The sequence below is a fragment of the Candidatus Neomicrothrix sp. genome (assembly GCF_035329545.1).
Lineage (GTDB): Bacteria > Actinomycetota > Acidimicrobiia > Acidimicrobiales > Microtrichaceae > Microthrix > Microthrix subdominans.
On record NZ_DAOLGP010000026.1, the window covers coordinates 26,197 to 51,673 of the forward strand.

The following is a 25,477-nucleotide window of genomic DNA, read 5'->3' on the forward strand; positions in this document are numbered from 1 at the left end:
CCAACCCCGACGTCGGCCCGTTCGTCGGGCCCGACGGCGTCGTTCACCCTGGAGGTAGTGATGGATTCCGGATCGCTCAGTTGGATGATGGTCTGCACCGCGCTGGTGTTGTTCATGACCCCAGGTCTTGCGCTCTTCTACGGCGGCCTGACCCGCACCAAGAGCACGCTCAACATGATGATGATGAGTCTGTGGTGCATCCTCGTCGTGCCCCTTGTCTGGGTGGTGCTCGGCTACACGCTCGCCTTCCGAAGCGCGGGACCGTTCATCGGCAACCTCAGCGCTGTCGGCCTGCGGGGAATCTCCCCGTTTGAGAACGTCGGGGTGCCGGAGATGGCCTTCGTCGCCTTTCTGGCGACCTTTGCCGCCATCACCCCGGCGCTGATCTCCGGAGCTGTGGCGGATCGGATGAAGTTCTCGGCCTGGGCGATCTTCGTGCCCGTCTGGTCGCTGTTGGTGTATGTCCCGGTGACCTACTGGGTTGCCAACCCGGAGGGTTGGTTGAAGGTGCGAGGGTCGCTCGACTTTGCCGGTGGCACGTCGATTCACATCAATGCCGGCATCGCAGCGCTGGTTGCCGCCGTCATGCTGGGCAAGCGAAAGGGCTGGCCCAGCGACGGGTTCCTACCCCACTCGATGCCTCTGGTGCTGATCGGCACCGCCATCCTGTGGTTGGGCTGGTTCGGCTTCAACGCCGGCTCGGCCGGGGCCGCCGACGGCCACGCGCTGGCGGCGCTGATGGCCACGTTCGTGGGCTCCTCAGCCGGCGGGCTGGGCTGGGTGCTGACCGAACGCGTCCGCGACGGGGCGTTCACCACGCTGGGGGCGGCCTCGGGCGTGGTGGCCGGGCTGGTGGCGATCACCCCCGCCTGCGCCTACGTCGACCCGATGGGGGCGATCGCCATCGGCTTGCTGGCCGGGGTCGTGTGCTCCCAGGCGGTGTCGCTGAAGCGGCGCTTCGGCTACGACGACTCTCTCGACGTGGTGGGCGTGCACTTCGTCGGCGGGCTGGTCGGCTCGCTCATGATCGGGTTGTTGTCCAACCCGGGCGCAACCGGCTGGGAGGAGGGCCGTGGGCCTGGGCTGGCCCAGCCCGGGCTGCTGTTCGGCGGCGGTCTCGGCCTGCTGGGCGAGCAGGTGCTTGCCAACGCGGTCACCATCGTGTTCTCCGGGGTGATGACCGCCGGCATCTTGTACGCCCTGTCGGTCACGATCGGCCTGCGGGTCGACGATGAGACCGAGGTGGAGGGGCTCGACCGGGCCCAGCACGCCGAGACCGCCTACCACCAGGCCGGCCTGGCGGTCGGCACCCGGTCATGAGCACGGGAGCACCGGCAAAGGTCGGCCCCCCGCCCGCCAGTTCTGCATCCGAACACCCCAACGAAAGGAACCAGTGATGAAGGCGATCACCGCAATCGTGAAGCCGTTCAAGCTCGAGGACGTCAGAAACGCCCTGAAGGAGGCCGGCATCGCCGGACTTACCGTGACCGAGGTGCAGGGCGTCGGGCGCCAGGGAGGGCACACCGAGACCTATCGGGGCGCCGAATATCAGGTCGATTTCGTCCCCAAGCTGCGCATCGACGTGATCGTCGACGACGAGCGGGCTGGAGCGGTCGTCGACGCCATCGTGGCGGCGGCGGCCACCGGCAAGATCGGCGACGGCAAGGTGTGGGTCAGCCCGGTGGAGGACCTGGTTCGGATCCGTACCGGCGAGCGGGGCCGGGACGCTGTCTAGGCCCGGGCCTGCACTCGATTGGGTCATCGGCCAGCGCACCCTCACCGGCCGGGCCCTGCGGCGATCCCTCGATGAGGCGACGGTCGGGTGGCTGCGGGCGCTGTGGGCTGACGCAGTCGCGGGGCTGACCGACGACCCCTCCGAAGAAGGCAAACGGGCCGGAGCCTCCAACGTGGCGCTGGTCGGTGTTGGCGGCACCGGGCGGGGCGATCGGGCGCCTGGCAGCGACCTCGACCTGATCATCGTGTACGACGAGCGGGTTGGTGACCCGCCGCCTGCGGCGATGGTCGACGCCCTGTGGTATCCGGTGTGGGATTCGGGGATCGGCCTTGGTCACGCGCTACGCAGCATCGGGGGATTCCTCGAGTTGGCCGATGCCGACCTCGACACCGCGACATCGCTGTTCAGCCTGCGCCACCTGGCGGGCGATCGGGCGGTCACCGATCGATTGCAGACCGCAGCCGAGGGCCAGCGCTCCCGTCTCGGGTCGCAGTGGATGCGGCGCCTGGTGGATAGGACCGAACAACGTCACCGACGCTGCGGTGAGGTTGCCCACGAACTCGAGCCCGACTTGAAGGAGGGCCGAGGCGGGTTGCGCGACGTCCACACGCTCGGCTGGATCGAGACGCTTGGGTCGCCGTTGCCCCGCGAGGTGGGGCGCCTGATCGATGAGGCCGAGGAGGTGCTGTGGGCGGTGCGGGCGGAGCTGCACCGGGTGACCGGACGGCCCGGTAACCGCCTGGTGCTCCAGGAGCAGGCCACCGTGGCCGAGCGGTTGGGATACGCGTCGGCCGACGACCTGGCCCGGTCGATCTCGGCCGCTGCGCGCGAGGTGTCGTGGGTGATCGATGACCTGTGGCCGGAGCTCACCAGCCACCGCCGCCGCCAGCCCGGTGCCGACGTCGTGCTGCGGGATGACCCCGATCTCGCAGGCGAGGTGGTTCGGGTGGCCGACGAGGTGATGTTGGTGGGGCAACGGCACCGGATGAGCGACCCCCGTTGGGCACGGTCCGCCGACGCTGCGCCGTTGGTACAACAGGGTGGCGACGTGTCCCCGCAGGGAGAACGCGACGTACCGCCGGCTGGAGGGCGGACCGCAGCGATGGTCGATGACGCCGAGTGGAACCTCACCAGCGTGCTTCGCCTGGCCGTGGCCGCCGCCGAACGTGGGCTGCGCCTGCGACGCGACACCCTCGTCGACCTGACCGAGCTGGCGCCGATCCCGACCCCATGGGATGCTCAGGCGAGACGCCTGTTCTGTCGGCTCGTCGGCGCCGGTCCGCCGGCGGTGGGGGTCATCGAGGCGCTCGACCGCCTCGGGTTGTGGTCGGCCATCCTCCCCGAGTGGGAGGCGGTTCGGTGCGCGCCTCAGCGCAACCCCTATCACCGCTTCACAGTCGATCGTCACCTCACCGAGTGCGCTGCGATGGCGGCGGCGCTGGCCGGACGGGTCGACCGGCCGGACCTCCTGGTGTTGGGAGCGCTGTTCCATGACCTGGGCAAGGGCCGGCCAGGTGACCACAGCGAGGTCGGTGCCCAGCTGGCCCGAGGGGCGATGGAGCGCATGGGGTTTCCCGCACGCGAAGTTCGAGTGGTCGCCACGATGGTGGCCCACCACCTGTTATTGCCCGATGTGGCGACCAGGCGAGACCTCGACGACCCGACCACCGTTGCCCTGATCACCGACCATATCCACTCGGTGGCCGAGGTGCGTTTGCTCGCCGCCCTGGCCGAGGCCGATGGGCGGGCCACCGGCCCGACCGCTTGGGGCTCGTGGAAAGCCGTGTTGGTGCGCACCCTCGCCGACCGGGCGGTGGGCGCCCTGGCCGGTGTGGCACCGGAGGGGGATGCTCCGTTGGCCGCACCGCTGGGGGCCGACCTTGCGGTCGAGGGCTTGTTGGCCGCCCGGCGACCGGCGTTGACGGGGGAGGGCGACCGTCTGGTCGTGTGTTGGCCCGATCGTCCCGGGTTGTTTGCCCGGGTTGCCGGCGTGCTGGCGCTGCGCAGTGCGCAGATCCTGGCTGCGTCGGCCTCGTCCTGGGACGGCTGGGCGGTCGAGGTGTTCCGCGTCCGCACGCCCTCGGGTGAGGCCCCGCGTTGGGACTCGATCCTCCCCGAGTTGCAGGAGGCCCTCAACTCGCGCCTGGCGCTGAGGGCCCGGCTGGCCGAACGGGCCGAAGCGGAGCCAGCACGGGACTGGCCGGGCACGATGGCCGAGCCGACGATCACCTTCGATGAGGGCACCGGCGTCACGGTGATCGAGGTGGCCACCGCCGACCGGGTGGGTCTGGCCTTCTCGCTGGCATCGGCCCTGGCGGAGTTGGACTGCACGATCGTCAAGGCCACCCTCAGCACGCTGGGCCCCAACGCGGTGGATACCTTTTCGGTGTCGGAGGCAACTGGCGGCCCGCTGGCCGATCGACGGCGCGTGGCGGCGGTGCGCCAGGCGCTTCTCCATGCGGCCATAGCGTGAGCGGACCTCCCGCACGGCGGGTGCCCACTAGGGTCGCCGGCAGTGGAACGCATCACCGAATCCGACCTCATCCGCTGGTCTGAGGCGCTCGCGGGCATCGCGCGCAACGGGTTGGGATTCACCGAAAGCCTCTACGAACAGGAGCGTTACGAGGAGGTGCTCGCCGTGGCGACCGACATGCGGATGGCCGCTCGTCGGACCACGCTCGACCCCTCCCAGCTGGTCGTCGAGTCGATGAAGACCGCCACCGGTTACGTCACCCCCAAGATTGCGGTTGGCGCGGTAGTCGGCAACGACGACGGCGAGATCCTGTTGATCCAGCGGGCCGATTCGGGCGTGTGGCTCTACCCGACCGGGTGGGCCGACATCGGCTACTCGCCGGCCGAGGTGGCCGAGAAGGAGGTGGGGGAGGAGACCGGCATCATCGCCCGGGCCGAATCGCTGATCGCCGTGTTTGACGGGCTGAGGCGCGGGTTCTCCGCCGAGCCGCTGTACTCGCTCATCTTCAAGCTGCGGCCGATCGGCGGCACCCTGGTCCATCACCCCCTCGAGTGCCTCGACGTCGGCTGGTTCGATCGGGACTCGCTACCCGAGCCGCTGGCGGGCGCCGGCAATTGGGTGGACGTCGCCTTTGACGCCATCGACGGCGGTGGGCAGGCTCCGTTCTTCGACCCGCCCCGCAGCGACGTGTGGATTCCCGAGGGCGAGCCCCTTCCAACCGGCGAAGAACCGACTGCGACGAGCGAGAACGAGGAGCAAACGAATGGTTGAGGTACGCGAGGTCAGCGAGATGGAGCCCGGCCTCACCGAGGCGATGGCGGCATTGTTGCCGCAGCTGTCCAAGTCGGCCCCGCCCCTCACCGAGCAGGTTTTGGCCGGGGTCGTCACCCACGAGGCCTGTCACTTCCTTGTCGCCGAGGAGGGCGGGACGTTGCTCGGCAGCCTCACGTTGGTGGTGTTTCCCATCCCTACCGGCGTTCGGGCGTGGATCGAGGATGTCGTCGTCGATGGCGATGCTCGCGGCAAGGGTGTCGGTGCGGCGCTCAACCAGTTTGCGTTGGAGGTGGCGGAGTCGCTGGGCGCCCGTTCGGTCGACCTGACCAGCCGTCCCACCCGCGAGGCCGCCAACCGCCTGTACAAGCGCCTCGGGTTCGTGCAGCGCGACACCAACGTCTATCGCCACAGCGGCTGAAGCCAGTCACTCAGGGGTGGCGAGCCTCAGTTCGTCGCCGTGTTCGACGATGATGATGAGCGGACCGAGGAACCGATCGAGATCGGTGCTGCGCCTGCGTAGCGGCTTGATCAGTCGCTTTGGGTGAGGCGCCAGAGCTGGTTCTGGTCGACCGAGACGGCATAGACCTCACCGTCGGCTGCGGTGCCGAAGCTGGTGATGCCGGGCACTTCGGCCCCCAGGTCGAGGTCGGTCACACCGCTGTCGGCGGGCTGCAACCCGTGCAGCACACCCTCACACAGGTCGGCCCACAGGTAGACCCCGTCGAGGTCAGCCAGGCCGGGAGAGTCGCGCACGACGACGCCGCCGGTCACCGAGCAACGACCGTCGGAGTGGGCGTAGTCGAACACCGGGTCGATCATGTCGCCCGGTTCGGCGGCCGGGTCGGGTCCGTCGGAGTACGGGTGCGCACCCTCGCGACGGTTCCAACCGAAGTTGGCGCCCTTGCCCAGGCCATCGTTGGCGGGGAGGTGGTTGATCTCCTCCCACTCGCCCTGACCGACGTCGGCGATCCACAAGTCGCCGGTGGCCGAGTCGAAGCTGAAGCGCCACGGATTGCGTAGGCCGTACGCCCACGCCTCCGGGGCCGCCTCAGCGTTGTTGGATGGAGCCCCGTCGGGAGTGGTGCCGTCGGCGAACGGGTTGTCAGCGGGGATCTCGTAGGGTTCATCGCCGTCCGGTGTCGGCCGCACCCGCAGCATCGACCCGAGCAGGGTGGCGGGGTTCTGGCCGTTGTCATCCGGGTCGCCGGCGTCGCCACCATCGCCCAGCCCGAACCACAGCAGCCCCTCGTCGTCGACGACGAGGTTGCCGCCGTTGTGGTTGGAGAACGGCTGCGGGACGACCAGCATCTCCCGGCCCGAGGCGCCGGCCACGCCGTCGGCCCCCATCGGGAAGATCTTGATGACGCTGGCGCCGTCCTCGGCTCGGGTGTAGCTGGCGTACAGCTCGTCCTCGTCGGGGGAGATGGCCAGGCCCAACAACCCCTTCTCGCCCGACGTGTCGCCCACGTCGGCGGTGACGTCGAGCACCAGCTTGGAGCCCGACGGAGCTTCGGGGTCGACCCGACGGACCGTGCCCGCCCGCTCGGCGATGAGGAGCGTGCCGTCGGCGGCCCCCAGCACCACGGTGGGGGCATCCAGTTCGACGTCGAGCGCGGTGGCGGTGACCGCCGGCCCGGAGGATGCCGGAGCCGCAGAAGTTTCATCCGAGTTGGACTTGGAGGTGCCATCGCCGCTTCCGCCGTCGGAACAGCCGGAGGTTGCGAGCAGCACGGCCGCCCCGGCAACCCCGAGCCAACGCCGGGCCACCCGAGGCGTTCCTTGGTCGGATGCCACGGCGGCGGCGTTCGCCGGGGAGCGTCTCACTCGTCGAGATCGGTGGGTTCGGTGCCGGTGAGCGGCACGGAGACCGTGCGGGCGGAGCCCTCCAGGTTGGCAACGATGCGCTTGCTGTAGCGGGCCAGCATCGCCCGGGGCACTCCGAAGCTGGACGGCTTGTCGCTGGTCATCAGCTGAAACACCCGGTCCTCCAGCTCGGCCATGAGGGCTTCGGCATCGGCACTGAACGCCTCGACGGCGTCGAGGTTTCGGGAGGCCATCACCTCGGCCGTGGTGCCGAACATCGCCGAGATCAAGCGGCGGTCCTCGTCGAAGACGTCCCGGTCGGGGGCAGTGGTGAAGCGCACGCCCTGGTTGGCCATGCCGAAGATGTTCTTGCATTGGTCGCCCACCCGTTCCAGGCGCTTGACGACCAGCAGGCTGGGCATGGTCAGGGTCATGTCCGCTTGGCCGTGAACCGCCGCGTGAACCACCAGCTCGCGGCGCACGGTCTCCTCCAGCTCGTTGACCTGGTCGTCGGTCTCGTGAACATCATCGCCGATGGCGGTGATGTTGTCGTCGGCGACCAGCGCCGACATGGCCAGATCGAAGCTGTGGCGGCAGGCGCCCAGCATCTCGGTGATCTGGCGGTCGACGGATTCGGTCACACCACCGCTACCGTCGCCTCGGAAAAAACTCATAACCATGGCGTTACCTCACCTCAGGATGGCGATCCCGAGAGCCGGGACCACGACGAAACAAAAACCGACAGCCGACACGACGGCGACTGGCCGGCGACCGGCGAACTCTCCCGTGGCGGTGGCCAGGCGGAGCGGGATCTCCCGCATTGCCGGAACGGGATAGAACAGCAGGATACCGCCGATGTTGAACAGGGTGTGCACCAGGGCGATCGTGAGGGCCTCGGGCCTGGAAATGGCCAGCGAGGCGAGGATCCCCGTGATCGTGGTGCCCACGTTGGCCCCGAGGGTCACCGGGTAGACGCTGCGCAGCGTCAGCACCCCGGAGGCGGCGAGGGGCACCATGATCGACGTGGTGATCGACGAGGACTGCACAGCCATCGTGATCACCAGGCCCAACAGCATCGCCGCCGCACCGCCGCTGCGGGCGAGGAAGGCGTTGATCGACTGTTCCATCCGGTCGGCGACCAGCGCCTTCATGTTGCTGGTGATGAATGCCAACGCCAAGAAGATGAACAACAGCCCGACGACGATCAACAACACCCCGAGCAGGGTGCCCGACGCCCCGGTGGCTTCCACCACCGACCGTACCCACCTGGCCGGGCCCTTGACCGCCGCCTGGATCGGGCTGTTGAAGGTGCCGCCGCCGCGGCCGACCAGCCTGTCGGTCAGCCACGTCGCCGAGCGGGCCAGCAAGTGGGTGGTCAACTCCAGGGGTAACAGCACCGCAACCGCAAGCAGGTTGAAGTAGTCGTGCACGGTGGCGGCGGCGAAGGCATCGCGCATCTCGTTGGAGCGGCGCAGGTGCCCGAGCGACACCAGCGTGGCGGTGACGGTGGTGCCGATGTTGGCGCCCATGATCATGGGCACCGCCGCCTCGACCGGCAACAACCCGGTGCCGACCAGGCCGACGATGGTCGAGGTGGTCACCGACGAGGACTGGGCCAGAACGGTGGCGAGGATGCCGACGCACAACGCCGCGATCGGGTTGTTGACGCTGGTGAAAAGCTGTTCCTGGACGCCTTCGCCCAGCGAGGAGATGCCGTTTTCCAGAACGGAGATGCCGACGAGGAACAGGTACAGCAGCCCGAAAACGAGCAGTGCCCGCACCGGGGTCGGTATCTGGCGGGTGTCGGTGTCGGTTACCGCGTCGCTCACGCCGCAGAGTCTGACCGATAACCGCGCGTCGCCGCGGAATCTTGCCGCTCAGGTTCGGTAACTGCGCGCCGATAGTGTGGTGGGGATGCATACCGCCGAAGACATCTGGGAGGAGGTTCCCGCAAAAACCTCCACCGACCGGATCAAGAAGCTGTGGAACCATCACCAGTTCCGCAAGCTGCTTCGCTACTCGGCGGTGTCGCTGGTGTTCGTGCCCCTGGGGCAGATCCTCCTTCAGTTGTTCCACTGGTGGCTGGGCATTGCTGTGGTGCCAGCGCAGCTGATCGCCGCCACCATCCTGACCCCACCCAACTTCCTGGCCAACAAGTACTACGTGTGGCGTCACGCCAACCGAGACAAGGTGCGCACCGAGGTCATCGTCTTCTGGGTGTCGGCCGTGCTCGGTACCGCCTTCGCCGCTTACTGTCTGTACCTGGTCGACGGTTGGCTGCCCGAGGACACCACCGCCGCCTGGGTGCGCGCCCTGGGCATCTTCGCTGCCCAGCTGATCGGCTACGGCGTCGTGTGGGCCGCCCGGTTTGTCTTCCTGGACAAGCTGGTGTTCACGGTGACCCACCTGAACGAAGACGAAACTTCCGAGGTCGTCGCTGACGTCAGCGGCGACCTCTTCCCCGGTGTCGTCTTTGACGGCGCCTCCCCCGATGTCCCCGGGCCGGCAGCGAGCCCCGACGCCGAGGTGGCTACCGTCGATGACGACTCCGACAAGTCGTCCGTCCCCGGCAGTTAAGCCTTCTGTGGTGGCCATCGGCGAACCGAGCGACGACGTCAAGCGAATGCTGGCGCTGTGAAACCTGAGGATCGACAGGCGGCCGAGGCCGCCCGAGGGTTCATGCCGCCCGACGAAGGGCTGGCGCTGCACGCCGCAGCTGTCGCCGCACTCACAGCCGTCGGGTCGGCACCCATGTTGGAGATCGGGTCGTACTGCGGAAAGTCGGCGCTCTATCTAGGATCGGCTGCTCGCGACGCGGGGCGAGTGTTGTTTGCGCTCGATCATCATCGGGGCTCCGAGGAAAACCAGGCCGGCTGGGAACATCACGACGCCGATCTCGTCGACCCGGACCTCGATCTCCTCGACACGCTGGCCACCTTCCGCAGCACGATCCATGAGGTGGGGCTCGAGCGGGTGGTCGTCGCGCTGGTCGGGCACTCGGAGGTGGTGGCGCCGGTGTGGGGGTCGATGCTGGCCCTGTTGTTCATCGACGGCGGCCACGGCAGCGAGCCGGCCCACCGCGACTACGAGCTGTGGACTCCCCACGTTGCCCCGGGTGGCACACTGGCGATCCACGACGTGTTTCCCGACCCAAACGACGGCGGGCGCCCGCCCTATGAGATCTATCTGCGGGCCATCGAGTCCGGCGAGTTCGTCGAGACCGGCCACACCGGCTCGCTCCGCCTGCTACGGCGCGTCTGATCCCGGAGCCTCCGAGGCGGGGTCATCCGAGGGTGGGGTGGCACCCACCTCCGAGGTTCCGGCCATCGGTGCGGCGGCGCTCCAGCGTGCCTTGGAACGACGGCTCTGACGGGTGACGAGGGCGAGGATCGCGCCGAGCATCAGGAGCATCCCGCCCAGCACCGCGTACTGGCTGCCGGTGCCCCGGTCCCCCTGGTAGGTGGGCTCGTGGCCCGAGTTCGGCCGGGGAAGGATGTTGTTGAGCGAGCCGCCCTTGTCGACCGGATCGGTTGGGGTGGTGTCGCCCGGAAGCGGGCTCTGCTCGACCAGCGGTGGAGGGGTGCTGGGCGTGACCTCGGTGGTCACCGAGGTCGGTGACCCGTTTGCCTCGGAAGTCGTCGGGGTTACCGCCGACGTCGGTGCCGGCCGTTCGGTGGCCCCGGACGGCGCCGCCCAGGCCACCGTCGTCAGCGGGAGGACGACGAGCAGCGCCACGGCGAGACCGCCGGCGAGGACCGAGCGTCGCAGGTCCCTCGTGCCGTCCGTCATGGGTCTGCCTGGTGAGCGGGGGGCGAATGGCTCGGTCATCAACACATCCTCTCGCCCGCCGAGCCCGTCCACTAGTCGGGCACGCCGGCCGGGAGGCGGTCGTGTTCGGCGAAGAGCCAGGAGGCGGGGCTGGCCCCTGAGAGCGCGTCGGCGGCGAGAACGACTGCCGCCGCGGAGTACGTGGACGTCTCGTTGGCTGGGAAGTAGTCCTCTTGGGGGTACACGATACCGGTCCAATAGTGGCCGTCGTCGTTGCGCAGTCGCTGCGCCCAGGCGAAGAGTTGGTTGGCAGCAGCGGTCTCGCCAACCGCCAGGTGGGCCATCGCGCACTCGCAGGTCTCGGCGGCGGTCACCCACGGCCGGTCCGACACGCAGCGAACGCCCCGCTCCTCCATCACGAACGCCGCCCAGCGGGACTGAAGCCGGTGGCGTCCCCGCTCGCCGGTCTCCACCCCGGCGAGCACCGGGTAGTACCAGTCCATCGCCCAGCGGTGCTTCGGGGCGAACGCCTCCGGCTCGTCGCGGATCACGCGCCCGAGCGCCTGGGCTGAGCGCACCCACTCTGGCCGCTCCTTGCCCAGCACCTCGGCCACCGCCACCGCACACCGCAGGCTGTGGGTGATCGAGGATGATCCGGTGAGCAGAGCAAACTCGAACGGGGTGCCGTCGGGTTTGCGGGCCCAGAACACCTCGCCGCGATCGGTCTGCAGGCCACGAACGAAATCGACGGCGCCGCTGAGCATGCCCCAGTTGGCGTCGAGGAACGAGCGGTCCTCGAACAGCAGCCAGTGGTGGTAGAGGCCGGCTGCCACATAGGCGATGCAGTTGGCATCGAACTTGGCTTCCTCCACCTCGCCGCCGGCCAGGTAGTACTGGTGCCACGAACCGTCGGCGTGCTGGAGGCGCTCCAACCAGGCGAAACCGGCCTCGGCCTCGGCCTTGCGCCCGTCGAGCATCAGCGCCATCAGCGCCTCGACGTGGTTCCAGGGGTCGGCATGGCCACCGGGGTACCAGGGCATCATGCCGTCGCTCAGCTGCCACTCGGCCAGCCGCTCGACGGTGAGCGTGAGGTCGGGGCCACTGAGAACGCCCTCGACGCCGCGTAGCCATCCGCTCGATTCGGTCATCGGCGGTGCTCCCTCATCGGAGCGGTCCGGTCATCGTCAACGCGTCCCCTCGGGCGGCCGGCGCGCTCGTCACCGTTCGTCCTGAGGGGACGTCGTGGGGCGCCGGGCGTAGGCGACCAGGCTCTTGCCCAGGGGGCGGGCCATCACCCGATCGAAGGTTCGGGTCACCCAGGGGGCCTTGGTCATGTCCCACACGAGCAGACGGTGGTAAGCGGCGACCGCCCGGTTGGTGTCGTTGGTCGGACCGGCCAGGCAGCGCAACCACCAGTACGGGCTGTGCAGTGCGTGGGTGCGGCCCGACCCTTCGAAGCGAAGCCCGGATGCGTTGACGCGTTTGGTCAGCATCGGTTCCGTGTAGATGCGCAGGTGTCCGCCGGGCACCAGCGGTGCGTGGTACTCCGCCGACAGCCACCAGCAGATCTTCTCGGGAAACCAGGCCGGGACGGTGGCGGCCACGATGCCGCCGGGCCGCAGCACCCGATGGATTTCGGCCAACACGCCGGCGTCGTCGTCGATGTGCTCGAGCACCTCCGAGACGACGATGCGATCGAAGCTGGTATCGGGGAACGGCAGCTTCAGTGCGTCGCCGCGCATGACCAACGATCCGATTTCGGCCGGCGCCTCGCCCACCTCGACCATGGCGCCGAGCATGGCGTGAACCTCGGGCAGGGCGTCGGCGTCGTAGTCGAGGGCGACGACGTGGGCGCCGCGTCGAGCGGCCTCGTAGCAGTGGCGTCCGGCACCGGCCCCGATGTCGAGGAAGCGGTGCCCGGGCTTCAGGTCCAGCCGGTCGAAGTCGACGGTCAGCACCTCACACCCCCGCAGGGGCGTGGTGTGGGTCGGGCTGGTCGGCGTCCGCTGATCCCGCTCGTTCCGCAGCCGCTTCGTCGAGCAGGGCCCGGTAATGGGTCACCGTTCGTTCGGCGGTGCGCTTCCAACTCCAGTTCTCCACGACGCGGTTGCGGCCACGTTCGGCAATGGCGGTCGCTTCGGCGGGATGGTCGAACACCCGGCCCATAGCGACGGCGAGCGCGTCCGCGTCGCCCGGGGGCACCTGGTAGCAGGTGTCTCCGTCGGCGCCGGTCACCTCGGGCAGGGCCCCACCGGTGGTGGCCACCAGCGGACACCCAGCCGCCATCGCCTCGATCGCCGGCAGCGAGAACCCTTCGTACAGCGAGGGCACCACGGCCACCGACGCCTCGGAGTACAGCTCGACGATGCGCTCGTCGCTCACGCCGCTGACGAAGGAGACACAATCCCGCAGGCCCAGGCGGTCGAGGGTCGAGTGGGTGCGGCTGCCGTCCTTGAGCGAGCCGATGATCGTCATCGACACGTCGCTGCGCTCGGCCCGCAGCTTGGCCACCGCCTCCAACAGGAACCGCTGGCCCTTCATCGGTACGTCTGCGGACGCGGTCGAGATGATGCGCAACGGCACCCGCTCGACGCCGGTCAGGGGACGAAACAGGTCCGGGTCGACGCCGACTGGCACGATGTGGAGCCGATCGGCGGGCACCTCGTGGTCGGCGAGGATGTCGGTGGCGGAGTTTTCCGACACGGTGATGATGCGACGCAGCCGCTTGGCCACCCGGGTTTGCATGCGGGTGAAGCGATACCAGCGGCGCTTGCCCCAGCGGGCCTTCCAGTTCTCGGCGTGTTCCATCTCGACGCGCCGGTCGACGGTGATCGGATGATGGATCGTGCCCAGCACGGGCAGGCCCTGCCGCTCGATCGCCAACAGCCCGTAGCCCAGGCTTTGGTTGTCGTGCACGAGATCGAAGTCGTCGCCGTGGTCGGACAACCACTTGGCAGCGCGCATCGAGAAGGCGAGCGGCTCGGGAAAGCTGCCCATCGAGAACGAGGTGACCTCGGCCCAGTCGGCCAGATCCTTGATCTCCCACAGCCCGGGCATTCGCATCGGGAAGTGGTCGTTGTAGATGTCGAGGCTGGGTAGCTTGATCAGCGATACCCGCTCATCCAGGTGGGGGTAGGGCTGTCCCGACAGGACGACGACGTGATGACCGAGGTCGGCCAGGGCCTTGGTGAGGTGCCTCGTGTACACCCCTTGGCCGCCGACGTGGGGCTTACCCCGATAGGTGAGGTAGGCGATGGACAGGGGATCGCCTGGACCGGGGAGTGGGCGCATGGCCGACTAGCTTCCTCCCATGGTTGGGGAACGGTCAATCCCGGGGCGCTCGTCACAGCGAAGGCGGGGCCGATGAGGGCGGTCGTTCAGCGGGTCGGCGAAGCCCGAGTCGACGTCGCCGGAGCGTGCGTCGGTCAGATCGGGCCGGGGCTGTGCGCGCTGGTTGGGGTGACCCACGACGACACTCCCGAGCTGGCCCGGCGCCTGGCCGCCAAGATGTGGCGGTTGAGGATCTTCGACCCTGTTGCCGGGTTCGACGTTGCTCTCGCCGGCACCGGCGGCGAACGGTCGGCGTCCGACCTGGTCGAAGCCGGCGAGCCGGCGGGCGTGCTCGTCATCAGCCAGTTCACCCTGTATGCCGATACCCGCAAGGGGCGCCGACCGGGCTATTCGGCCGCCGCCCCCGGGCCGGTTGCCGAACCGCTCGTCGACGAGGTGGCCGCCGAGCTGGTCCGGCTGGGTGCCGAGGTGGCGACCGGCAGCTTCGGCGCCGACATGGCGGTCACCCTGACCAACGACGGCCCGTTTACCGTGATCCTCGACGTCGACTGAATCGAGCGGTCAACCGGTTGCGCCCGCCCGGGGTGGCGATCGCCCAGGCGGCGAGCAGGAGCGCTGCGGAGGCCAGGCACGGCAGCAACAAGCCGGTTCGCTGGGCGATCGTGTCGCCGCTGCGCGCTTGGATCGTCTCGATCAGCACGCGCTCTTCGGAGACTGCCGTGCGGGCGATGACGTCGCCTGCGGGGTCGACGACGGCCGAGAAGCCGGTCGGGGCGGCCTGGAGCACCCATCGGCCGGACTCGATCGCCCGCAGTCGGCTGTTGGCCACCTGCTGGGACTGCACCAGCGTGAGCCAATACGACGCACCATTGGTTGGGTTGATCACCAGCTCCGCTCCCGCCGCCACCCCCTCGCGCACCAGCCGGGGAAAGAACACCTCCCAGCTGATCAACGTCGCCGCCTTCACATCGGTGCCGTCGGCCAATGGCAGGTCGAGCACCGCCGGGCCGGTTCCCGGCAGCTGATCGCGAGTGGGCAGCAACCCTCCGCCGAATGGCTCGACCAGCGGACGGAACGGCACGTACTCACCGAAGGGCACCCGTCGTTGCTTGTCATAGCGCGACCCGGTGCTGCCATCGGGGCCGTAGACGATCGAGAAGTTGGCGAATTGGTCGGCATCGACGCTCTCGACCACGCCGACGACGAGTGGCGCGTCCAGACGGCGGGCCTCTGCGGCCAGCACCGGATCCACCGAGTCGGTCGCCAGCTTGTTGCTGACGTTCACCACGTTCTCCGGCCACAGCACCAGGTCGACGGCACCGTCGCCCGGTACGGAGCGGCTGGCCTCGAGGTGGCGGTCGAACACGTCGGCCGGGTCGGTGTTCAACGCCACCGTGCCCTGCGGGCCGCCGCCCTGAACGATGGCGACCCGCAAGGGTCGCACGGCGTTGCCGGAGGGGGCCATCGCGCCAAGCACGGCGATCACCAGCACCGGGGCGATGGCGGCGGCGGCGTGTGTCCAGCGTCGCCGGATGGCGGCTTCCAGCCCCACGCCGACGGCGGCGATGCCGATCGTCAAGAGCAGCGGACCACCCAGCCGGGCGATCGGAGCGAGAGGTCCCTCGGCCTGGGTGAGAGCGGTCATCGACAAGGGGACGCCGCCGAAGGGGGCGTGATAGCGGACGAGCTCGGTGATGGCCAGGGCGGCGGGCAGCGCCAGCGCCCGGGCCCGGCCGGGGGGTGTGGCCAGGCCGGCAAGGCCGAGCAGGGTGGAGAACACCGCAATGGCGATCACGTACCCGGGAGGCGTGAAGGTGACCATCCACAGAAGCGACGGGGCGAACCAGCCGACACCTACCCCGAAGCTGCGCCAGAACCGCGCCCGGGGTGAGGCCCCGGCGAGCAGCGCCGCCCAAGCGGCCAGCCCGAGCAGGGTGATCGGCCACCAGCCCCAGGGAGGAAGCCCGGCAGCGACGGCAACGCCGGCAGTCAACGACCCGGCGATGGCCAGGGGCCGGGCGGGCGCCCAGCCATCGCCCGGTTCGGATGGATCGGCGGGCTCGGTCGGCTGCGTCTCGGTGGACGGGGTCTCGGAGAAGTCGGGTGGTTGGGCGTCCAGCACCGGATCAGTACACCAGACTGTCCCGATGAGCGGGTACCCCGACACGCAGAGCTGCTGCACCAGCGCCCCGAACCGGGGAGTCGAGGTTCCGTCTGGCGGTCGTGCGGGTTCCCGGGTTGGAAGTCCTTGCCGAACTGGGGAGTGGGGAGCGCTGTCTGGTGGTTGTTTGGGCTCCCGGGTTGGGAGTCGTTGCCGAACCGGGGAGTGGGGAGCGCTGTCTGGTGGTTGTTTGGGCTCCCCGGTTGGGGCTGACGTGGTGGGTGGTTGGTGGTGATCGCCGCCGCCGGTGCGCCCCTGTGGCTCGACGTCACCGTTGGAGCGTTGCTGGTCGTGGCGATGCTCGGCGTGGTCGTGCCGCTACTGCCGGGCACGGCCTTGGCCTGGGCGGCCATCTTGGTGTGGGCCATCGTCCAGCGCTCAACCGTCGGCTGGCTCGTGCTCCTCGTCGCCAGCGGGACCGCCGCCGTCGGCTTCGTGATCAAGTACCTGGTGCCTTCGCGTCGGATGAGCGGCCAAGGCGTCCCAAACACAACGACCTTGGTCGGAGGGGTGCTCGGCGTGGTCGGGTTCTTCGTCGTGCCGGTGGTGGGTGCCCCGATCGGCTTCGTGCTCGGCGTCTACTTGGCCGAGTGGGCCCGGCTACGCGCGCACTCGCTCGCCTGGCAATCGACCCGGACGGCGCTGGGAGCGGTGGGATTGGCGATGCTGATCGAGCTGACGGCGGTGGCGCTCATGGCCGGTGTGTGGATGCTGGGGGTGCTGGCCGGCTGAGTCCCGAGACCGGTGAATTACCGGTTTGGATCGGCGCTGTTCGCTGTCATCATGGCTGGAGTGGGGTGTCGGCGGGCGCCGCAGATCGCCCGGGGACAGCGGGGGTGTCATGGCTGAGCATCGCAGCGAGCGGCGGGCCCGTCGCAGCGTCGCGCTGATCGCGTGGGTGCTGGCGGTGACATTGGGGCTGGTGGCGGGGCTGGTCGTCGCTCGGCGTCTGACGCCCGAACGCTCCCAAGCCGGTCCGGTCGCCGTCGTGCCGGTGCCCGGCGTCGGTGCCGACGACGGCGGCGAGACCGCACGGGTGCTGTTGCCGGCCGGGACACCGCGGCGCGCTGCGGGGAGCGCGCCGGACGCTCGGCGGTGGTCCGAGATGCGGCTGCGGATCCCGGCGATCGGCCTCGACAGCGGCGTGGCCGAGGGGGTTGAGCTGACATCGCTGGCATCGGCGGTCGGTCACTGGCCGGGGACGGCCTTGCCCGGCCGGCCGGGCAACATGGTGCTCGCCGGGCACCGGACCACCCACGGCGCACCGTTCCGCCGCCTCGATGAGCTGAACGTGGGCGACGAGGCGACGATTGGGCCGGCCGGTTCAGCGGTGACCTATCGGGTGACCGGGACCGAGATCGTCAATCCCGACCAGCTCGATGTCGCCCGCCCGACCGTCGATGCCACCGCAACGCTGTTCGCCTGTCATCCGCCGGGTTCGGCCCGCCAGCGCATCGTCGTTCGCCTCGAGTCGAGCAGCTGAGGCGCCGACGGGGCCCGGTCGCCCGTCCCGTCCCAGTCCGGACGACTCAGCCGGCGATGGCGGCGCGTGCGGCCTGACGGCCTTGGCGGATGCACCCCGGGATACCAATGCCCCGGTAGGACGCGCCGGTGACGAGGACGTTGGGTAGTTCCTCGGCGAGCGCTGCGTCGACGGTCGCGCAGCGGTCGAGGTGACCGACGTCGTACTGGGGAAACGCGTCGTGCCAGCGGACCAGCGAGTGGTGCTCCACCGGCCCGTCCAGCCCGGTGAGCGTGCGGGCCTCGTCCAGCACACGGTCGACCAGCTCGTCCTCGGGCAGCCGAGGGGACTCGGGGTCGTCGTCGTGGCCCACCGAGATCCGCAGTCGCACCAGACCGTCCTCGGCCAGGTGCGCCCATTTGGTCGAGGCGTAGCTCACCGCAACGGTGGCGAACCCCGACCTATGCGGCACGAGCAACCCCGCCCGCCCTGCGGGTGCCCGCACCCGGTCGGGGCGGACGGCGAGGCGCACCATCGCCACCGAGGCGCTGTGAAACTCGCCGAGGATGGTTGCGGTCTCGGGCGCCCCGGCCCAATGGCTCGGCTCGGTCGGTTCGGTCCGGGCGAGCAGCGCCGCCGCCGCTGCGGCGGGTACGGCAAGGATCACGGCATCGGCCGCGATCGCTGCCCGGGCGCCGGTCCGCGTCGAGGCGACCACCATTCGCAACTCGCCGCCGGCGCGCTCGATCGACTCCACCCGCACGGCGTCGCGCAGGCGCACTCCCCGAGTGGACAGTGCGGTGCGGAGGGTGGTGACCAACTCGGTCATCCCGCCGGGAAGGCCGTAGAAGGCGGGCGCCGTCGAGGGCGGTCCGGCGGCTCGTCGGGTGGTGGCCAGCGCTCCGGTGAGCGAAGGACCCGACCGGGCGGCGACGTCGAGCTGGGGCGCCACGGCGGCCAGGCTGAGCCGGTCGATCACCCCGGCGTTGATCCCGCCGAGTAGGGGCTGCACCAGCCGATCGGCGATGCGGTCGCCGAGGCGCTCCCTGATCAGCGAACCGATCGAGCGGTCCTCGACCACCGGTCGACCGGTGCGCACCAGCTCCGAGCGCACCGCCTCGACGTCGTCGGCCTCGAGCAGCGCCGAGCCACCCAGCGCGTGCGGGTCGGTGGGGACGCCGAGCACCAGCCCGGTCGGCATCGGGTGGGCGGCCCCGTCCATCCAGATGGCGGCGCCGCCGGCGACCGGTGCGGTGAGGCGGTCGCTCAGACCGAGCTCGTCGGCGAGGGCCAGGCCCTCGGGCACCCGGGCGAGGAACATGTCCGCCGCCTCGTCGGTGGCCACCCCGCCCACCGGCGAGGTGCGGAGCTTCCCCCCGATGTCCGGCCGGGAACCGGCAGGGACGACCGCCGCCCCGCCGTCGTCGAGCACGGTGACGTCGAGCGTGCCGCCGATGCTGGCCTCCCAGGCGGCGGCCAGCCCGGAGATGCCGCCGCCGACGATCACCAACCGCTGGCGGGCGCCTGTCATCGAGGTCGGCCGATCAGCCATCGGGGTCGGCCCATCAGGTCTCGAGCGCGGAGGACGGGACGCCCCGCTCGGGCGTCTGCTCGTGGATCAGCTCGGCCAGATCGGCCATCACCGCCACGTCGTCGTTCACCACCGAGGTGCGGGCGAAGGCCAGCCCGAGCGAGTCGGCCAGCTGTGATGCCTCGATGTCGAGGTCGTAGGCAACCTCGAGGTGATCGGCCGTGAACCCCTGGGGCACGACCAGGACGCCGTCCACCTCATCGTCGTCGGCGAGGGTGCGGAGCTCGTCGAGGATGTCGGGGCCCGCCCACGGCTCGGGCGTGCGTCCAGCGGACTGCCAACCGAGCGCCCAACGGTCGGCGCTCAGCCCGGCCGCCTCGGCGATCGCTGTGGCCGAGGCGGTGAGCTCGTCGACGTAGGGGTCGCCCTCGAGCACCCGCAAGGGGAGGGAGTGGGCGGTGATCAACACCTTGGTGGCGTTTGGCAGCTTGTCGAGCGCCTCGATGACCTCGTCGGCGAGAAAGCGTCGGTAGGTGTCGACGCCCCACCAGGAGTGAATCCCGGCGTAGCCGATGCCGGCCTCGGCGCAGGTCGCCCGAGCCCGATCGTGGTACTGCCCGACCGAAGCGGCCGAGTAGTGCGGTGCGAGCACCAGGCCGACGATGTCGGTGGCGCCGACCTCGAGCAGGTGGGCCACGCCGTCCTCGACAAAGGGGGCAGCGTGCTTCTGGCCCAGTGCGGTCACCCAGCGTCCGGGTTGATCGTGCTGCAGCGACAGCGTGATCGCCGACACCTGGTCGGCGGTCCGGCGTCGCAGCGTGGAGGTGCCGCCCAGCGCTTCGTAACGACCGCGCAGGTCGGCGAGCGCCTCGTCGGTGGGCGGGCGTCCCCGGCGAATGTGGGTGTAGTAGGACTCGATCTCCTCGGGCGACCCCGGCGAGCCGTACGCCATGATCAGGGCACCTCGCACCCGCTCTGCGTCATGAGCCATTGGATGTATCTCCCGTTCCGTCTGCGGTCAGCCCGGCCTCGGCGATGGTGCGGCCCTCGGCGTGGACGAACTCGACCAGCGCTTCGAGCACCTCCGGGTTGGTCTCGGGCAGTACTCCATGCCCGAGGTTGAACACGTGGGCGCCACCGGGCCCCGCCTGGCCGAGCACTTCGCGGGCCTCGGCCAGCGTGGGCTCGACGCCGGCGAGCACGACCGCCGGGTCGAGGTTGCCCTGGACGGGGAGGCCACCGACCCGCTTTCTGGCCTCGCTGAGCGGCACCCGCCAGTCGACGCCGATCATGTCGGCGCCGGCCTCGGCGAACAGGCCGAGCAGCTCGCCGGTGCCAACACCGAAGTGCACGCGGGGCACGTTGAGGTCGGCCAGCTCGGCGAAGACCCGCTGGGAGGTGGGCAGCACGTAGCGGCGGTAGTGGGCGGGCGTGAGGGCGCCGGCCCAGGAATCGAACAGCTGCACCGCCCGGGCGCCGGCGTTCACCTGGGAGCGGATCGAGGCGATGGCCAGGTCGCCAAGGGCCTCCATCAGGTCGAACCAGAGGGCCTCGTCACCGAGCATCAGGGCTTTGGTGGCGCCGTAGGTGCGCGACGGGCGCCCCTCGATCAGGTAGCTGGCCACGGTGAAAGGGGCGCCGGCGAAGCCGATCAACGGGACATCGGTGGCCGAGATGACCGCCTTGATCGTCTCGAGTACGTACGGGGTATCCGCCTCCGGGTCGAGGGGGCGGAGACGGCCGAGGTCGGCCCGGCTGCGAAAAGGCTGTTCGACCACCGGCCCGATGCCCGGCACGACGTCGATGTCCACCCCGATGGCGTGGACCGGGGTAACGATGTCGCTGAAGAGCACGGCGGCGTCCACCCCGTAGCGGCGTACCGGCTGCAACGTGATCTCGGCGGCCAGCTCCGGCTGGAGGATGGCTTCGGTGATCGATCCACTGCCCCGCACCGCCCGGTACTCGGGCAGCGAACGGCCGGCCTGACGCTGGAACCAGATCGGCACCCGATCGGGACAGCCGCCACGGGCGGCTTCCAAAAACGGTGAGGGCGTGGGTTCGGAGGTGGGGGGCTCAGCGGGCATATCGGCCCGCATCCTACTGCCGGGGGACGGCGGATTGGACCCGGTGGCGTGCCGCGGTGGCGCCGCCGGGCCCGGTAGGCTGCTCTGTCCCTCAATTCGGCCCCGTCGCAATCGTCGGACGAATTCGCCCATCGGAGGAATCGCCGTTCTCGTGAGCCGAGACCCTCAATTGGAGGCCGAGCAGGCCTACATCGACTTCGCCTACGAGTGCCTGGACGCCACCCGCCGGGCCGCCGAAGAGGTGCGCGACACCGTGGTGCACGAACCCGGCGGCACGTTCCAGGCCCGATACGAGCGCGATGTGATCTGGGATCGCGTCGCCGCCCGGTTGGCTCACCTCGAACTTGGCGACAGCGCCTTGATGTTCGGCCGTATCGACCGTGATGACGTCGCCGCCAACGGCGCCGACCCAGAGGGACACCTGGATCAACCGCTGACGAGGGGCGACCCCCCGCCCGACGGTGCCGAGCCTTACTACATCGGCCGCATCTCGGTGGCCGATCAAGCCCAGAACCCTGTCGTCGTCGATTGGCGGGCCCCCGTGGCCGAACCCTTTTACCGCGCCTCTGCCTCCGACCCGATGGGGCTGGTCCGTCGCCGTCACTTCGCTGTGCGGGGTCGGGCGCTGCTCGGCATGGACGACGAGCTGTTCGGCTCGGCGGCCGAGGCGCTCGACCACGGTTCGGTGCAGGGCCACGGGGCGTTGGTGGCGGCGCTGGAGGAGCGCCGGTCGGGCAAGCTGTCCGACATCGTCGCCACCATCCAGGGCGAACAGGACGAGGTGATCAGGGCGCCGCTGCCGGGGGTGCTCATCGTGCAGGGTGGGCCGGGAACGGGCAAGACGGTCGTGGCCCTGCACCGAGCGGCCTACCTGCTCTACACCCATCGCTTCCCGCTCGAGGGCCAGGGGGTGCTGGTCGTCGGTCCCAACCGCCTGTTCCTGTCCTACATCGACCAGGTTCTGCCGTCCCTCGGCGAGGCCGGCGTACACACCGCCGTGATCGGCGACCTGATCCCCGACACCCGGGTGGCCAGCTCCGACCCGCTGCCGGTCGCGCGCGTCAAGGGTGACCTGCGCATGGTGGCGTTGGTGCGCCGGGCGGTCAGGGATCGCCAGCGGGCCCTGCGGGAGCCGCTCGTGGTGCCCTTCGGCGTCCAGCGCCTGCGTCTCAGCGTGGAGGAAAGTCGCCGGATCGTGGCCGACGTCCGCAGCCGCGTTCGCAGCCACAATGCCGGTCGGCGGATGGTCGAGGAGCGGGTCTTCGGCCTGCTCGCCGAGCGTTCGCGCCAGCCGATCGCGCCGGAGGACCTGCGCGACCGCATTCGCAGGATGGAGGAGGTGCGATACGCCCTCGAGTGGATGTGGCCGGTGCTGAGCGCGTCGGAGCTGCTGAACGACTTGTACAGCTCTCGGGCCCTCATCGCGTCGGCCGCGGCCGGCCGCCTGAGCGACGACGAGATCGACCTCCTGATCAGCCCCCACCACGACGATGCCTCCGAGCGGGTGTGGGCATTCGCTGATGCGCCCGTGCTCGACGAGGCCTTGGTGCGCCTCGGCGCTCGGCCGGGAAGGCGCGAGAGCGATGTGATCCGCACTTATGGCCACATCCTGGTCGACGAGGCCCAGGATCTGTCCCCAATGGAGTTGAGGACGCTGCGCCGGCGAAGCCTGGGCGGTTCGATGACCGTGGTGGGCGACATCGCCCAGGCGACGTCGCCGTGGGCCCACGACGATTGGGATGAGGTGCTGGAGGCGCTGCCGCAGCGTCGCCCGGCCCGCAGGGTGGAGCTGCGTACCGGCTATCGCCTGCCCGGACCGATTATGGAACTGGCGGCGCAGTTGTTACCGCTGGCCGCGCCCGGGCTGGCGCCGCCGAGCTCGATCCGTGAGCTCGGCGACGAGCCGGTGGTCGAGCGGGTCGACGATTTTTCGGGCAGCTCGCGTTTTGCCGACGTGTTGGTCGGGGCGGTCCGCCGGGAGGTCAACGCAGTCGGCCAGGGAAGCGTGGCCGTCGTCTGCGCCGACGCCTGGCTCGAGCGCTGCGAGCGGGCGCTGACCGACGCCGGGGTCGACTTCGGCCGGGCGACCCGCCACGGGCTGGACGAGCAGGTGACCGTCGTCGTCGTGCGGATGGTGAAGGGCCTGGAGCTCGATTCGGTGATCGTCGTCGAACCGGCCGACATCCTCGAGGCCGACGATCGGGGCCCCCAAGCGCTGTACGTGGCGCTCACCCGCGCCACCCGCCGACTGTCGCTGGTGCACGAGCGACCCCTGCCCGAGGTGCTCCTCGGTTCGGGTGGCAAGCGGTCCTAGGCCAGGCGCCTGGCCATGCCGTCGAGCAGCGCCTCGATGCCGAACTCGAACGATTCGTCCAGTTCCTCTCGGCTGAGCCCCGTGCTCGCAGATGCCCCCTCGCCCATCACGGTGCCCATCATGTAGCGGGTCACGGTGCGCACAGCCATGCGGGCGGAGGCTTCGTCGAGGCCGCCGGCGACCAGGTTGCTGGAGACGCCGAGTACGCCACTGACCAGCGCAGTGGGGCGCCAGCGCAGCAGCGCAGCGAACGTGGCCGGGTAGCGCCGCGACAGCACGAGCGCCCCCTTGGCGGTGGCCCGAATCACCTCCGCCCAGTCCGGCTCCAGCCGAGGCTGGGGTGGATCGTCCGCCTCGACGCTCTCCGTGGTGAGTTCGGTGATCACGTGGAGGGCGATCGCCTCCAGCAGCGCCGTGCGGTCGGCGACGTGGTGGTAGGTGGCCATGGGCGATGAACCCAAGCGGGTGGCCAGGCGCCGCATCGACAGGGCGTCCGGCCCCTCGGACTCGATCAGGTCGATCGCCGTCCTGACGATGCGGTCCAGCGTGAGAGGTGTGCGCGCCTTCGTCGCCCCCGCTGATTCCGGGAGCGGAGAGGTGCCGCCCTCGCCGGGGATCCCGGTGGTTGTGTCGATGGGAGCCACCGATGGAGTCTCTCCTGCCCTCAGTGGTTGTGCAAAGGTCGGCCTGTACGGCGTACTTTGGGGGAAGCAGTGGAGGTAGGCGTCCGCACCGGCGCCACGTTCGAGATGCGCACACACGATCGCCTCGGGGGAGAGAGATCACATGACCGCAACCGTGACGCCTGGAACTTCGGACGACGAGTTTGCGGCGCGACCGATGGGCGACGTCGACGACGTCGACCACATCATGTCCGCCTACGACGACGACGGCTGGGCCGACGATGTCGGCCGTGCCGTCGAGCTGAACGCCGACGCCCTGTTCACCTGGGACTACGAGCGGACCCGCCCGGCGCTGTCCAAACTGTACGAAAAGGCCAAGACCTCGCAGTGGAACGGTGCCACCGACCTGGACTGGAGCATCGACGTCGACCCAGAACATGTGGCCGAGAACCTGATGAAGTTCTCGATGGAGCGCTTCAAGATGCTCCAGGGTGTCTCCGGTTCGCCCTTCAAGAACTTCGGCCTGAACGAGTGGACCCAGGTCGGGGTCGAGATGCAGCGCTTCCAGCTCAGCCAGTTTCTCCACGGTGAGCAGGGCGCGCTGATGGTGGCCGGGTATGTCACTGCCACCACGCCGTGGATCGACGCCAAGTACTACGCGGCCACCCAGACGGTCGACGAAGCTCGCCATGTTGAAGTTTTTGCCCGCTACCTGCACGAGAAGCTCGGCGGCGACTATCCGATGAATCCCAACCTGGGGGCCCTGATCACCGACACCCTGTCGGACTCCCGCTGGGATCTCACTTACCTGGGCATGCAGATCATGGTCGAGGGCCTGGCGTTGGCGGCGTTCGGTGCGATGCACCACACGACGTCGGAGCCGCTGCTCAAGCGACTGTTGCGCTACGTGATGTCCGACGAGGCGCGCCACGTTGCCTTCGGCGTGCTCACCCTGCGCGAGTACTACGAGGGGCTATCCGACGCCGAGCTGCGTGAGCGCCAAGAGTTCACCTTCGAGTCGGCCGAGCGGCTGCGCAACCGATTCTTCATGGTGGACGTGTGGGAGCGCATGGGTGTCGATCCTCGCGCCGTGCTGAAGCTGATGGCCGAGCACCCGCCGCCGGCACAGACGATGTTTCAGCAGCTGTTGTTTTCCAAGATCGTGCCCAACACCAAGAAGCTGGGCCTGCTCGACGCCTCGGGCGGCTGGCTGCGCCGGCGCTTCGAGGAGCTGGGCGTGATCGAGTTCGAGGACTGGGTGGACACCTCCGAGGAGTACGCCAACCTCGACGCTTTCGAGGCGGACGCCAAGGCGGAAGCGGGCTAGGCGCAGGCCGACACCCGCTGTTCCCTCAACTGGGTGCAAGGACTGCGACCAGCGTCGCCACGGTGGCCTGCGTTGATCGGAACCAGCCCACAAGTGAACTAACCTTGATCCGATGGCCCGCTAGCCGGACA

Annotated in this window: 24 protein-coding genes; 12 read left to right on the forward strand and 12 right to left on the reverse strand. The window is 69.6% G+C overall.

All coding sequences use genetic code 11. The features are described 5' to 3' along the window. Window positions 1-60 precede the first annotated feature (60 nt). The 5 genes from PKD89_RS13750 (at window position 61) to PKD89_RS13770 (ending at window position 5,400) form a co-directional block, all read left to right on the forward strand. Window positions 61-1,320: an ammonium transporter gene (locus PKD89_RS13750; RefSeq protein ID WP_287379823.1), complete on the forward strand. Its 1,260-nt coding sequence runs from the start codon at window positions 61-63 to the stop codon at window positions 1,318-1,320. Between the two features lie 76 nt (window positions 1,321-1,396). Beyond that, window positions 1,397-1,735, forward strand: a complete 339-nt coding sequence (locus PKD89_RS13755; RefSeq protein ID WP_287379824.1) for a P-II family nitrogen regulator — start codon at window positions 1,397-1,399, stop codon at window positions 1,733-1,735. Window positions 1,736-1,907: 172 nt separating this feature from the next. After that, window positions 1,908-4,208, forward strand: a complete 2,301-nt coding sequence (locus PKD89_RS13760) for an HD domain-containing protein (protein ID WP_287379825.1) — start codon at window positions 1,908-1,910, stop codon at window positions 4,206-4,208. A 42-nt stretch (window positions 4,209-4,250) separates the two neighbouring features. After that, window positions 4,251-4,979, forward strand: coding sequence for an NUDIX hydrolase N-terminal domain-containing protein (locus tag PKD89_RS13765; RefSeq protein WP_287379826.1), 729 nt, complete (start codon window positions 4,251-4,253; stop codon window positions 4,977-4,979). Beyond that, a complete protein-coding gene (locus tag PKD89_RS13770) occupies window positions 4,972-5,400 on the forward strand; it encodes a GNAT family N-acetyltransferase (protein WP_287379827.1) in 429 nt (142 codons plus the stop codon). Before PKD89_RS13765 ends, PKD89_RS13770 begins: the two co-directional genes overlap by 8 nt. A gap of 110 nt (window positions 5,401-5,510) precedes the next feature. Here PKD89_RS13770 and PKD89_RS13775 read toward each other — a convergent pair whose 3' ends face one another. The 3 genes from PKD89_RS13775 to PKD89_RS13785 are packed head-to-tail and all read right to left on the reverse strand — an operon-like array spanning window position 5,511 to window position 8,614. Further along, entirely contained in the window at window positions 5,511-6,749 is a 1,239-nt protein-coding gene (locus PKD89_RS13775; protein ID WP_289010314.1) for a PQQ-dependent sugar dehydrogenase, read from the reverse strand. 53 nt (window positions 6,750-6,802) lie between these two features. Continuing rightward, complete coding sequence (locus PKD89_RS13780) at window positions 6,803-7,426, reverse strand: PhoU domain-containing protein (protein ID WP_287379829.1); 624 nt, start codon at window positions 7,424-7,426, stop codon at window positions 6,803-6,805. Between the two features lie 48 nt (window positions 7,427-7,474). Beyond that, a complete protein-coding gene (locus PKD89_RS13785; RefSeq protein ID WP_287379830.1) occupies window positions 7,475-8,614 on the reverse strand; it encodes a Na/Pi symporter in 1,140 nt (379 codons plus the stop codon). Window positions 8,615-8,699: 85 nt separating this feature from the next. Here PKD89_RS13785 and PKD89_RS13790 point away from each other — a divergent pair, with 85 nt between their 5' ends. Both PKD89_RS13790 and PKD89_RS13795 read left to right on the forward strand, forming a co-directional pair. Further along, window positions 8,700-9,362, forward strand: coding sequence for a GtrA family protein (locus PKD89_RS13790; protein ID WP_287379831.1), 663 nt, complete (start codon window positions 8,700-8,702; stop codon window positions 9,360-9,362). Window positions 9,363-9,419: 57 nt separating this feature from the next. After that, window positions 9,420-10,046 carry a class I SAM-dependent methyltransferase gene (locus PKD89_RS13795; RefSeq protein ID WP_287393935.1) on the forward strand — a complete coding sequence of 209 codons (627 nt, stop codon included), beginning with the start codon at window positions 9,420-9,422 and terminating at the stop codon, window positions 10,044-10,046. Here the strand turns inward: PKD89_RS13795 and PKD89_RS13800 are convergent. From PKD89_RS13800 to PKD89_RS13815, 4 genes are all read right to left on the reverse strand, one after another. Continuing rightward, window positions 10,032-10,574, reverse strand: a complete 543-nt coding sequence (locus PKD89_RS13800; RefSeq protein ID WP_287379833.1) for a hypothetical protein — start codon at window positions 10,572-10,574, stop codon at window positions 10,032-10,034. The genes PKD89_RS13795 and PKD89_RS13800 overlap by 15 nt on opposite strands. A 71-nt stretch (window positions 10,575-10,645) precedes the next feature. Then, entirely contained in the window at window positions 10,646-11,701 is a 1,056-nt protein-coding gene (locus PKD89_RS13805; RefSeq protein WP_287379834.1) for a hypothetical protein, read from the reverse strand. 69 nt (window positions 11,702-11,770) lie between these two features. After that, entirely contained in the window at window positions 11,771-12,511 is a 741-nt protein-coding gene (locus PKD89_RS13810) for a class I SAM-dependent methyltransferase (protein ID WP_289010313.1), read from the reverse strand. Window position 12,512: 1 nt separating this feature from the next. Continuing rightward, entirely contained in the window at window positions 12,513-13,844 is a 1,332-nt protein-coding gene (locus PKD89_RS13815; RefSeq protein ID WP_289010312.1) for a glycosyltransferase family 4 protein, read from the reverse strand. A 72-nt stretch (window positions 13,845-13,916) separates the two neighbouring features. On the opposite strand from PKD89_RS13815, the gene dtd reads away from it, so the two are divergent. Further along, window positions 13,917-14,396: a D-aminoacyl-tRNA deacylase gene (dtd, locus tag PKD89_RS13820; protein ID WP_289010311.1), complete on the forward strand. Its 480-nt coding sequence runs from the start codon at window positions 13,917-13,919 to the stop codon at window positions 14,394-14,396. Here dtd and lnt read toward each other — a convergent pair. Further along, window positions 14,371-15,966: an apolipoprotein N-acyltransferase gene (lnt, locus tag PKD89_RS13825; RefSeq protein WP_289010310.1), complete on the reverse strand. Its 1,596-nt coding sequence runs from the start codon at window positions 15,964-15,966 to the stop codon at window positions 14,371-14,373. The genes dtd and lnt overlap by 26 nt on opposite strands. Before the next feature lie 270 nt (window positions 15,967-16,236). Between lnt and PKD89_RS13830 the strand changes: the two genes are divergently transcribed. Beyond that, window positions 16,237-16,737 carry a DUF456 domain-containing protein gene (locus tag PKD89_RS13830; protein WP_324332499.1) on the forward strand — a complete coding sequence of 167 codons (501 nt, stop codon included), beginning with the start codon at window positions 16,237-16,239 and terminating at the stop codon, window positions 16,735-16,737. Window positions 16,738-16,846: 109 nt separating this feature from the next. Then, window positions 16,847-17,488, forward strand: coding sequence for a class E sortase (locus PKD89_RS13835; RefSeq protein WP_324332500.1), 642 nt, complete (start codon window positions 16,847-16,849; stop codon window positions 17,486-17,488). A 46-nt stretch (window positions 17,489-17,534) separates the two neighbouring features. Here the strand turns inward: PKD89_RS13835 and hemG are convergent, their stop codons facing one another. Genes hemG through hemE form a run of 3 tightly spaced genes read right to left on the reverse strand, consistent with a single transcriptional unit; the run spans window position 17,535 to window position 21,082 of the window. Then, window positions 17,535-19,019, reverse strand: coding sequence for a protoporphyrinogen oxidase (hemG, locus tag PKD89_RS13840; RefSeq protein WP_289010505.1), 1,485 nt, complete (start codon window positions 19,017-19,019; stop codon window positions 17,535-17,537). 13 nt (window positions 19,020-19,032) lie between these two features. Then, entirely contained in the window at window positions 19,033-19,989 is a 957-nt protein-coding gene (gene hemH / locus PKD89_RS13845; RefSeq protein ID WP_289010504.1) for a ferrochelatase, read from the reverse strand. Continuing rightward, window positions 19,979-21,082, reverse strand: coding sequence for a uroporphyrinogen decarboxylase (hemE, locus tag PKD89_RS13850; protein ID WP_287379842.1), 1,104 nt, complete (start codon window positions 21,080-21,082; stop codon window positions 19,979-19,981). Before hemE ends, hemH begins: the two co-directional genes overlap by 11 nt. Before the next feature lie 151 nt (window positions 21,083-21,233). Between hemE and PKD89_RS13855 the strand changes: the two genes are divergently transcribed. Beyond that, window positions 21,234-23,396 carry a HelD family protein gene (locus tag PKD89_RS13855; protein WP_289010503.1) on the forward strand — a complete coding sequence of 721 codons (2,163 nt, stop codon included), beginning with the start codon at window positions 21,234-21,236 and terminating at the stop codon, window positions 23,394-23,396. Here PKD89_RS13855 and PKD89_RS13860 read toward each other — a convergent pair. Next, on the reverse strand, window positions 23,393-24,040 hold the full coding sequence (locus PKD89_RS13860) for a TetR/AcrR family transcriptional regulator (protein WP_289010502.1): 648 nt from the start codon (window positions 24,038-24,040) through the stop codon (window positions 23,393-23,395). The two genes, PKD89_RS13855 and PKD89_RS13860, sit on opposite strands and share 4 nt — an antisense overlap. Before the next feature lie 142 nt (window positions 24,041-24,182). On the opposite strand from PKD89_RS13860, the gene PKD89_RS13865 reads away from it, so the two are divergent. Then, window positions 24,183-25,346 (forward strand): ferritin-like domain-containing protein, encoded by a 1,164-nt coding sequence (locus PKD89_RS13865; protein ID WP_289010501.1) that lies wholly within the window; start codon window positions 24,183-24,185, stop codon window positions 25,344-25,346. Window positions 25,347-25,477 lie beyond the last annotated feature (131 nt).

What these genes read in the sequence shown, in the direction of transcription:
- PKD89_RS13750 (WP_287379823.1), top strand. Translation starts at nt 61, where the DNA reads ATGGATTCCGGATCGCTCAGTTGGATGATGGTCTGCACCGCGCTGGTG.
- PKD89_RS13755 (WP_287379824.1), top strand. Translation starts at nt 1,397, where the DNA reads ATGAAGGCGATCACCGCAATCGTGAAGCCGTTCAAGCTCGAGGACGTC.
- PKD89_RS13770 (WP_287379827.1), top strand. Translation starts at nt 4,972, where the DNA reads ATGGTTGAGGTACGCGAGGTCAGCGAGATGGAGCCCGGCCTCACCGAG.
- PKD89_RS13790 (WP_287379831.1), top strand. Translation starts at nt 8,700, where the DNA reads ATGCATACCGCCGAAGACATCTGGGAGGAGGTTCCCGCAAAAACCTCC.
- PKD89_RS13800 (WP_287379833.1), bottom strand. Translation starts at nt 10,574, where the DNA reads ATGACGGACGGCACGAGGGACCTGCGACGCTCGGTCCTCGCCGGCGGT.
- PKD89_RS13805 (WP_287379834.1), bottom strand. Translation starts at nt 11,701, where the DNA reads ATGACCGAATCGAGCGGATGGCTACGCGGCGTCGAGGGCGTTCTCAGT.
- PKD89_RS13815 (WP_289010312.1), bottom strand. Translation starts at nt 13,844, where the DNA reads ATGCGCCCACTCCCCGGTCCAGGCGATCCCCTGTCCATCGCCTACCTC.
- dtd (WP_289010311.1), top strand. Translation starts at nt 13,917, where the DNA reads ATGAGGGCGGTCGTTCAGCGGGTCGGCGAAGCCCGAGTCGACGTCGCC.
- PKD89_RS13835 (WP_324332500.1), top strand. Translation starts at nt 16,847, where the DNA reads ATGGCTGAGCATCGCAGCGAGCGGCGGGCCCGTCGCAGCGTCGCGCTG.
- hemG (WP_289010505.1), bottom strand. Translation starts at nt 19,019, where the DNA reads ATGGCTGATCGGCCGACCTCGATGACAGGCGCCCGCCAGCGGTTGGTG.
- hemH (WP_289010504.1), bottom strand. Translation starts at nt 19,989, where the DNA reads ATGGCTCATGACGCAGAGCGGGTGCGAGGTGCCCTGATCATGGCGTAC.
- hemE (WP_287379842.1), bottom strand. Translation starts at nt 21,082, where the DNA reads ATGCCCGCTGAGCCCCCCACCTCCGAACCCACGCCCTCACCGTTTTTG.
- PKD89_RS13865 (WP_289010501.1), top strand. Translation starts at nt 24,183, where the DNA reads ATGACCGCAACCGTGACGCCTGGAACTTCGGACGACGAGTTTGCGGCG.